At 67.5% G+C, this 6,999-nt stretch carries 6 protein-coding genes and 1 pseudogene; all 7 read right to left on the bottom strand.

The features are described from left to right. Positions 1-447: 447 nt before the first annotated feature. Positions 448-1,095 carry an IS3 family transposase gene (locus ACFYXB_RS37820; RefSeq protein ID WP_389589528.1) on the bottom strand — a complete coding sequence of 216 codons (648 nt, stop codon included), beginning with the start codon at positions 1,093-1,095 and terminating at the stop codon, positions 448-450. Between the two features lie 146 nt (positions 1,096-1,241). Further along, on the bottom strand, positions 1,242-1,541 hold the full coding sequence (locus tag ACFYXB_RS37815; protein ID WP_389589527.1) for a transposase: 300 nt from the start codon (positions 1,539-1,541) through the stop codon (positions 1,242-1,244). A 72-nt stretch (positions 1,542-1,613) separates the two neighbouring features. Beyond that, a pseudogene (locus ACFYXB_RS37810) lies at positions 1,614-1,911 on the bottom strand (RNA-guided endonuclease TnpB family protein); the annotation flags it as partial. A gap of 193 nt (positions 1,912-2,104) precedes the next feature. Beyond that, positions 2,105-2,953, bottom strand: a complete 849-nt coding sequence (locus ACFYXB_RS37805; protein WP_389589526.1) for an enoyl-CoA hydratase/isomerase family protein — start codon at positions 2,951-2,953, stop codon at positions 2,105-2,107. Then, complete coding sequence (locus ACFYXB_RS37800; protein WP_389589525.1) at positions 2,950-3,480, bottom strand: TetR family transcriptional regulator; 531 nt, start codon at positions 3,478-3,480, stop codon at positions 2,950-2,952. The genes ACFYXB_RS37805 and ACFYXB_RS37800 overlap by 4 nt, the downstream gene beginning before the upstream one ends. A gap of 113 nt (positions 3,481-3,593) precedes the next feature. Beyond that, positions 3,594-4,208, bottom strand: a complete 615-nt coding sequence (locus tag ACFYXB_RS37795) for a nuclear transport factor 2 family protein (RefSeq protein WP_389589524.1) — start codon at positions 4,206-4,208, stop codon at positions 3,594-3,596. Positions 4,209-4,255: 47 nt separating this feature from the next. Next, positions 4,256-6,826, bottom strand: coding sequence for a PEP/pyruvate-binding domain-containing protein (locus ACFYXB_RS37790; RefSeq protein ID WP_389589523.1), 2,571 nt, complete (start codon positions 6,824-6,826; stop codon positions 4,256-4,258). Positions 6,827-6,999 lie beyond the last annotated feature (173 nt).

The following is a 6,999-nucleotide window of genomic DNA, read 5'->3' as shown; positions in this document are numbered from 1 at the left end:
AACAGCATCACCGCGTTGTCGGGCGTCAGCAGGTCCGGGCTGGCAGCGGCCTTGACATTGGCGACGTTAAACATGACAGGTTCCTTCATTTCTTCTACAGGCAGGGACACACGCCTGGCGTGCCTAGCGGCGGGCCGACCGAAGAGGCGGCCGACCCGTGCGAGCAGTCCCTGCAGTCGGTTCTTGGATGCCGGCATCACGGCCTCCTTGGGTGTCACACCGGGACGGGTCGTCCGTCCCGGGCAGGACGCTCACACCGAGCAATCTTCCACAGAAGATAATTCCAAGCAAGAAGTTGAACAATGAACTAGATAAGTGACGTCCACCACTCCCCCACCACTGACCCCACCCACGGCCAGACACTCGGCTCAGGTCCTTTCCCGAGTTGAGGAAACAACAGCATGGCGACGGCACTGAAGCTTCCCCGTGATCTTGGACACTCGATCTCTATGCTGCGAGGCCGCGTTGGTGCCGTTGCCGAGTCTCGGCTGGGGTGAGGTAGCCGAAGACCTTGTGCCTGCGCAGACGGCGGCGGTTATAGAACGTCTCGATGAAGTCGAAAACCTCCGCGCGGGCGGTGGCCCGGCCAGGCCGGACACGCGTGCCGATCTCTTCTTTGAGTAGAGCCCAGAAGCTTTGCCGGAGGTCCAACTTACGTATTTCATGCCGGAATTGGCTGCTGGTGTATTCGCTGCCGCGGTCTGAATGCGCTATCCAGCCGGGCTGGAGCCGGCCCCGGCCGTCGGCCATCTTCAGCGCATCAACGACGAGGGTGGCGCGGTGGTGGTCGGCCATCGAGTAGCCGACGACCTCGCCCGTGGGCAGGGCGGTGATGTCGCCGACCAGCTCGGTGCCGGGACGGTCGGCGTCGAAGTCCCGGCCGAGCAGGTCCGCGGCCGGCCGTGCCGTCTTGCCCGGCTGCGTCAGCGAGCGCCGTCTGCGACGGATGACACCTTGCATGTCACGCTCGCGCATGACGCGGGCGACGCGTTTGCGGTTCACCAGCCGGCCCAGGCGCCGCAGTTCGCCATGGACGCGCGGGACGCCGTAACTCTGGCGGAAGGCGACGTGGATGACGGTGATCTCGTGGGCCAGGGCCTCATCGGCGGCCCGGCGCGCGACCCGGGTCTCTGCCGAGGCGAGCCAGGCCTAGAAGGAGGAACGGGCCACCTTCAGCAGCCGGCACAGGAAAGCGACGCCGTGGGTGGTCTTCTCCGCCTCGATGAACGCGTACGTGTCGTTCACCGATCGCTCTCCTTCGCGAAGAAGACCGCGGCTTTTCGCAGTACCTCGACCGTCTTGGCCTGTTCGGCGTTCTGCCTGCGCAGCCGCTTGAGCTCCTCGCGTTCCGCCGTGGTGAGCTCGCCGGGCCGGCCTTCGCCCTGGTCGGTCCTGGCCCGGCGGTACCAGCCGCGCAGGGACTCCGGACTGATGCCGAGCTCCCGGGCGACCGCGGTGACCGTCTTCCCCGTGGAGTCGACGAGCGCGAACGCGTCCCGTTCGAACTCCACGGTGTATCGCTTCGTGTGCTTGCTCCCCACCCGGTGCTACTTCCTCTGGAACCTCACGTCCCGGTCTCCAGGTGTCCACGATCAAGGGGAAGGTTCACCGCCCAGACTCGGCAGCGCCTCGCGCTTCTTCTTCCACCTGGGCATCCCGGCCCGCCGGTGCATCGGCAGCCGGTCCTTGATGTCCTTCAACGCCTTCGCGCGGGACTTCCCAAAATCGCGTATCACCTGCCGCTGCGGGACGCTGCCACCCTCCCGCAGCCACGGGATGGTCCGACGGGCCTCCGTGAGCATCCGGTCCACAGCTGCCGGACCGCACCTCTCACCGTCGGCGTATGCCTTCTTCGACCGGGCGACACACTCGTTCCAGATCCACCCGACACTGTGCCCACTCCCCCAGCAGGGCCGTACGCGCGGTGGACTACGCCCGCACACGGAAGGTGTACCGGGCGTGCCCGGCATCCCCACCCGCCTGCGGTCCTCTCGTCACGATCCTCAACCTACCCGGCAGGTATGACAGTCGAGCGCCGATGACCGTTGTGGCCTACCCCGCCACCGCACGGGGTGGACGCCGAATCGCCCCGGCAGCGATTCGGCTATTCCGGCCCTGCTCCGCAGGAATCCGATTCCTCCCCGGCCTGAAGGCCGGGGCATCCTCGGAGGAATCCGGTGAAGACCGCCGGCGCACCCGATCCGAATGCGGCGAGCCCGGCCCTGCCGTCGGCCGAGCGCACGCTGGCCAGCAGCTCCGCGCGCTCGGCGTCGAGATGGTTGTCGAGGTCGCGGTCGACCGATCCGCGGACGAGCGCCCGGGTGCGCACGAGGGCGGAGGTCGGGCCGGCCCCGAGCGCGGCGACCAGCGCGTCGGCCTCAGCGTCGAGCCGGTCGTCCGGCACGCAGCGGGTAACCAGTCCGATGTGGACGGCCTCGGGCGCCGGGACGGGTCGGTTGAGCAGCGCGATGTCGAGCGCCCGCCGCTCGCCGACCTGGCGGGGCAGCGACCAGCTGGCCCCGCCGTCGGGCGTGAAGCCGAGCGCGGGGTAGGCGAAGGCGAACCGCGCGGATTCGGCGGCCACGACGACGTCGCATGCCAGCGCGAGGCTGAGGCCGGCGCCGGCGGCGCTGCCCTGGACGGCGGCCACGGTCGGCGCCGGCATCGCGGTGAGCGCGCGGATCGCGGCGTGCAGGTCGTCGACGACCCGGCCGATGTACGCCTCCGTGCCGTCGCCCTGCGCGGCGAACGCGCGCACGTCCCCGCCGACACAGAACCGCGGGCCCTTGCCGCGCAGCAGCACCGCCCGCAGGCCCGGAAGCGCCGCCGCCTCACCGACGGCGGCCCGCAGCGCGGCCGCGGTCGGTTCGTCCAGCGCGTTGCCCCGCTCCGGCCGGCGCAGCACGATCCGGGCAACACCATCCTCGTAGGACAGCCCGACGACGGCGCTCACAGCGGCAGGCCCTTCTCGAGCTGGTCGGCTGCCCGCATCATCGCCGGCTCGAGGTCGACGCTCTGGTTCTCGGCCCAGTCGAAGAGCACCGAGTACCACACGTCCTGCGCGGCTGCCGAGAGCACGCGGATGTCGAAGTCGTCCGGGCGGCGGCCGACGCGGGTCGCGATCAGCTCGGCGATCTCGTTCATCAGCTGGGTCCCATTGTCGAATAGCACGGCCCGCAGTTCGGGCACCGACAGGCAGAGCAGGACCTGCTGCCGTACGCCGTCCTGACCGGCCGTGGACGCCATAGCGCGCAGCGGTCCCTGGAAGACGGCCTGCACCGGTCCCAGGTTGGCCGGCACGTTGCGGAACGTCTCCGACAGCTGCGCCTCGGCGTCGCCTTGGAAGACGACGTCCTGCTTGGTCGGGAAGTAACGGAAGAACGTGCTGGGCAAGGCCTCGGCCCCCTCGGCGATCTGGTTGACCGTTGTCTCGTAGTAGCCCTGACGCTGTCGTAGGGACGGAACTTGGCAGGTAGCCACGGCGAGCAGCAGCCTTTCCCGATCGGCCGAATCAGCAATTGGTCACTCGGGTGCCCGATGTCGGCCTGGGCCGAGCGTCAACGAAACGTGCCATCGACCGAGTGTGAGGTCACCTATGTGAGGTGGCGTTGAGCGACGAACATCCCGTTTTTCCCCGCCTGTTGTGGCGGACGCCGCTCAGCGATCGCCATGCCGAGGTACGACGGGTCTGTCCGATCTGGGCGTCCACACGTGAGAGCCGGGGGCACCAAGGGATCGGGAACGACAGTTCGTTTGGCGCCGTCGCGAGCCAGTTGGCGGTAGGCGATGCGCCAGACTCCGTCGCGCTTTTCGAGCACATCCAGGCACCTGCCCCACACGACGACCTCGACCCAACCACCGAGCTCGGGTGATCGATCGACCAGAGTACGTGCGGTGTATGCCGTCTCTGAGAACGCTCGATGGTCTTGGATGTCAATCAGCGGGTTCGTGACCGAGTGATACACGGAGCGGGCTGTTGCCGTCTCGGTGGTGATGAAGTCCGAGAACTCGTGCCCGTTTCCGGTGAACGTCTCCCAGTGCACCTCATACCCGTCGGGGTGATAGGTCTCCTTGAGAAGCGCGGGGTCGGCCCGGTCGACGCCTCGCGCATTCCGGTAGAGCACTTCGCGGATCTGCTCTTTGTCCTCGAGGAGCTGCAGCCGTCTGACGAGGTCTTGCACTTGCGAGGACGTGGTGTCCTGTGCCATGTGACTGTCCTTCTCAGTTTTTTCAACGGTGTTCGTCGACGAGTCGTTCACTCTGCTCGCTTGAGGATCGTGACCGTCCCGGAATCTCCGTCGACTCGCACCCGATCCCCCGTGCGTATGGTCTCGGTCCCGTTTCGGGTTCCGACGACACAGGGCACGCCAAGCTCTCGAGCCACGACGGCCGCATGACTCAGAGCGCCGCCGATGTCGACGACCAGTGCTCTCGAGATCAGCAAGATGGCTGACCAGCTCGGATCGGTCGTGGGTGCGATCAAGATCTCATCTGGCTGGACCTCTAGGAAGGTAGGGTCGTGCACGACGCGGGCAACGCCTTCGACGACACCTGGACTCACCCCGATCCCCTCTACGTGGTTCATGTGGTCGTAGTTCATGGCGCCGGCTGGCCGCGGAGTCGGACTGCCCTTCCACATGGCAGGTAGTTCCAGTGACTGGTAGTACGTCCGCCGCGCCCTGCGACGGTCGACCAGCGACTGCACGTCGTCCGGCAGCGGACGTCCCAACTCGTCGACCGTGAGGTAGAAGATGTCCTCGGGGTCCGCGAGTGTGCCTGCCTCGGCCAGCAGGGCGCCGGCCCGGCGCGCGGTCGCTCGGCCGACATCCAGGCACTGGAGGAAGCCTCGCTTGCTCACTCCTCGCATGGGGATGCCTCGCGCCGCCCGGGCCAAAAGCCTGGCGGCCATCGGGCGACGCCAGATCGGGAGTGCGGCCAGCACCGCGGCCCGCGCCTGCGGAAGCCGTTCTTCAGCTGCGGCCATACGCTCAATGGGGCTCTCGTCGTCGGGGCGCTCCGCGTACCCCTTGACCAGACGCCGCAGTGGCTCCGAGTCCTCACGCCACACCGGGCTTGAGATCTCGCCTTCGGCAGGGCCATGGCTTCCGTGGTTGGCGACGACCTCCTCCACGGTCATCTCTCCGCGCGATGCCCGCCACACATCGGAGATGATCGCCAGCTCAGCTCCGCCGCCGCCACTGAGCGTCGCAATGTCACCGGTGCCTGCTTGCTTGATCAGCTGTCCCAGCTGCTGGAACAACGGGCTGACCACGGCGAAGTGTGTCGCGCCCTGGGCGCAGTGGTTTTCCTTGAATCGCCGATAGGCATCCTGATGCAGCTCCAGGCACTCGCGCAGGCCGAGTTCGGGGACCTTCCGCACGCTCTCCTTCCACCATGCGTCGATAGTGGCTGCGAGCGTACGTGCCTCGCGCTCCACGACCATGCGCATGAGGGGGAGCCGAATCGCAATGAGGGGGTAGCGCCGACGGGTGGGGGCAAACGTGAAATCGTCCGGGACGTGACCGAGGACGCCTCGCACCGTGTCGACACCCGACGCGCCCGGAGTCCGGTCACCCATGAGGGCGAAGAACTCCGCCTGCATGGCGGCCCGTCCGAAGAAGGGCCGCACGACAAGTCGGTCGTCTGGTGACCTCCGCCGCTCCCCGCGACTCAGGACACCCATCCGGTATCCCGCGGCGCGTGCCGAAGCCTCGATCGCTTCGGGCCACCAGGTGAAGCCGAGAGGGGTCAAGACTCCCGGCATTCCTTCCCCGATGTTGTCTGTGGACCAGTGGAGGTCCGGTGCCCCCGTGCTGTGAAGGGGATCCCAGTCGTCATCGAGCGTCGGCGGGTTCGTTGCACTGGGTTCGCTCTCGTCGGCCGTTGAACCTGTCGCGTTGCCGGTGCGCCGGCTCCACACGGTTTCAGCTCGAGCCTGAAGCAGAAACAGCGTGTCCTCGTCGTCGACTGCCCATTCGATGTCCATGGGACGCTCCTGGTCGGCCTCGACGCGCTTGGCGAGGCCGGCAAGGGACACGGCCTCCTGCTCCGAGATGCTCGGGCGTGTGGCGCTGTCGGGGTCCACTGCGACGAGCCGGACGCTCTGCGTCTCTCGATCGAACTGATGCGCGTTCAGCTTCTCGGCGATCGACGAGCGCACCGACGTCGAGGCCTTGTCGACCCAGAATCGGTCGACGGCGACGTCACCGCGCACCACGCCTTCACCCAGTCCGAAGGCCGACTCGATGTAGATGGTGCTGCGGTCGCCGTTGAGGGGGTCCAGCGTCATGAGCACCCCGGCGCTCCTGGCCGGCACCATGCGCTGCACCACGACGCCCATGGCCAGGTCATCGACGCCCATCCCCAGGCGCGCACGGTACCCAATGGCCTGGGGCGTGAAAAGGCTGGCCCAGCACTGCACGACGTGGCGCTGGACGTTCTCGGCGCCCGCGATCCAGAGATAGGTCTCCTGCTGGCCGGCGAACGACGCCTCGGCCAGATCCTCAGCAGTGGCGCTGGAGCGCACCGCTACGTACTCAGACTCCCCGGCCACGAGGTCGCCGTACGCCCTCGCGATAGCGTCGGCAATGTCGGACGGGAGCACGAGGTCATCGAAGAGCGCGCGCAGTGCCTGCGATGCGCTGCCGGAGGCGGCCTCCCCGTCGGTCTCCTCCATGATCTGTGAGATGCGTCCCTGCAGGCCGCTCTCCGCGATCACGCGGGTGTAGGCGCTCGTCGGGACGACGAACCCGTCAGGAACGGGGTAACCACGGCTCACCAGGTCCCCAAGTCCGGTCGCCTTGCCGCCGATCTCCGTCGTCGGCACTCCTGCACACTCGTGCAGCCACCTCACGAAACTCACGCCGCGGTCCTCCCGCTTCGCCTCGCCCAGAGCCTCAGGATGGAACATATGACACCTGCTGTTCTTTGTCAGGATAGTGGAGTGTCACTCTTGATCAAGAGCAAGCGGCCGCGGCAGGCGGCGTGGCTCCCAGACGC

The organism is Streptomyces sp. NPDC002619 (genome assembly GCF_042889305.1).
Taxonomy (GTDB): domain Bacteria; phylum Actinomycetota; class Actinomycetes; order Streptomycetales; family Streptomycetaceae; genus Streptomyces.
This window is presented reverse-complemented; position numbering and strand designations above follow the sequence as displayed.

Excerpts from the sequence above, each read along its gene's own strand:
- ACFYXB_RS37795 (WP_389589524.1), bottom strand. The coding sequence starts at position 4,208 with ATGGCACAGGACACCACGTCCTCGCAAGTGCAAGACCTCGTCAGACGG.